General features: G+C 62.1%; 1 protein-coding gene and 1 pseudogene. Both read right to left on the bottom strand.

Going from position 1 to position 1,826, the window contains the following annotated elements; genetic code table 11:
- Positions 1-42: 42 nt before the first annotated feature.
- A pseudogene (gene tnpC, locus FYJ79_RS12330) lies at positions 43-1,491 on the bottom strand (IS66 family transposase).
- Positions 1,492-1,580: 89 nt separating this feature from the next.
- On the bottom strand, positions 1,581-1,826 hold a 246-nt coding region (locus tag FYJ79_RS12325; protein ID WP_195837096.1), incomplete at its 5' end, for a hydantoinase B/oxoprolinase family protein.

Raw genomic sequence — 1,826 nt, 5'->3', positions numbered from 1 at the left:
AAAAGAGTGTTAGGGATCGTTTTTAAGAATCATTTTTGGTAACTATTCAGCACCGGTTGGCTGAGTCGGGGCTTCTTGCTGCATGAAGGCTGGCACCTCCCCCGCAAACAGTTGCTCCAGTGCGGTATGCGCCGCCACCCCTTGCTTGACGGCGGTCGAGAGAAAGCTACGCATGCGGCAGAAGATCTCAGCACCCTCCCAGGAGCGGAAACAGCCCGAGATTTTCTGCTGGACCTTGGTCATTCGCAGATCGCGTTCCCCCTGGTTGTTGGTGAAGGGAGCGGCAGGGTCGTCGAGGAAGCGCAACACGTCGTCCTCGTACGCCTGGAGGCGTTCCAGGAGGTTGCGCGGCTTGGTGCGCTTGGCCCGGCCTCGCGTTCCAGGTGGCGGTTTCACCGGCGGGGGGCACTCGGCGTCCCCTTTCGCCAGGCAATCTCGATAGCGCTGCCGCCAGGCTCGGGTCTCATCGGCCGAGAGTCAGCCGTCGGCCACCTCCACGGCGCGATGCATCTCCAACAACAGGTCATGCAAGGCCTTGGCCCATGCCTGGCCATCGTTCTCCCAGGCCGCTGTCAGCTCCCGAAGGTGGTGCGCATTACAGAGCGCGTGCCGGCAATCCGGATAGCGGTAGTAGGGCTTCCAGTGATCATGCACCAGCACGCCACGCACGAAGGGCAATACGCCGATGGCGTCCATCGCTTCCTGGCCGCGCTTGGGGTGCGGGGCCAACCAGGTCAGGGCCTCGTTGGAGGCGCTGTGTAGCCAGTAGCGTTTGCCACCGACCTGCATTCCGGTTTCATCGGCATGGACGGTGGCTGCTTCACGTAGCGCCGGGATCACCCACTCGGCGAACGCCTCGGCCCGCTGGTAGGCCTCCTGGTTGAAGGCGAACAGGGTGCCGGTGCTCAGCGACAGGCCGCACTGCGAGGTGAGCAACTCGCGGATACGCGCATAGGGCAACAGCTGATACTGGGAGAGATAGACGACATGCGCCTTGAGGCGAGGGCCATACTGGATGGGGCGAGTCACGCCCTCGGGGAATGGCGCCACGTAGCGTTGCCCCTGATCATCTTCGAGGACCTCAGCCTGATATTCGGTGACCACGGCCTGGATTACGATGTCCTGCACTTGGCGCGTTTCGACGCCGACCGGGCGGTAAGAACGCCCCTTGGGGAGTTGCCGACGATCGACACGGAGCTTGACCACCTCGTCGGGGTCCGTCACCGGCGCCAACGTCTTACCCTCATGCCCTGGCTGTCCGCCGGGGCGCCGCTCGCCTTTGGCGCGCGAGCGGCGCTGGCGATTGGGATCCTGGGACGGTGGCTTGCTGCTGTTGCGGCTACTGGTGGCCAGGCGATCGGCCATGAGCTTGACCAGCAGCATCAGCACATCGATGGCGGCACGCAGCGACGGCGAGACCGTCTGGTCTTCCTTGAGCTGCTGCCGGACCCGCTCCAGGGCCTCGTCGACGTTGATATCGCTGATGGTCATATCGCCGCATAGGTGTGCCGAATGATGCTGTGCACTATGCCAGAAAAATCAGGTGGTTGTCGACAGGCTATCCGCAACCACCTGAATAGTTACTCATCAAGAACGTCTTCCCTCACCTGTTCAGGGGGGCGCTCCAGGGGGTTGCCATACCCTCCACCACAGGGAGCATAGAATGCCATGACATCATTGGCCTTGGTGGCATACCCGGAGAACTTGGAGGGCATGCTCTTGACCTCTCCCTTGGAGTCGTAGTTGTAAATGTCACATTTTCCAACGGCCCCCTCCGATCCACCGAAGGCTCCCCAGGGAACATGGGTATGTCGCTCACTTTCGTG

The sequence above is a fragment of the Sharpea porci genome, from assembly GCF_009695655.1.
Taxonomy (GTDB): domain Bacteria; phylum Bacillota_I; class Bacilli_A; order Erysipelotrichales; family Coprobacillaceae; genus Sharpea; species Sharpea porci.
The sequence above is the reverse complement of the archived record's forward strand: the minus strand, read 5'-3'. Positions and strand labels throughout refer to the sequence as shown.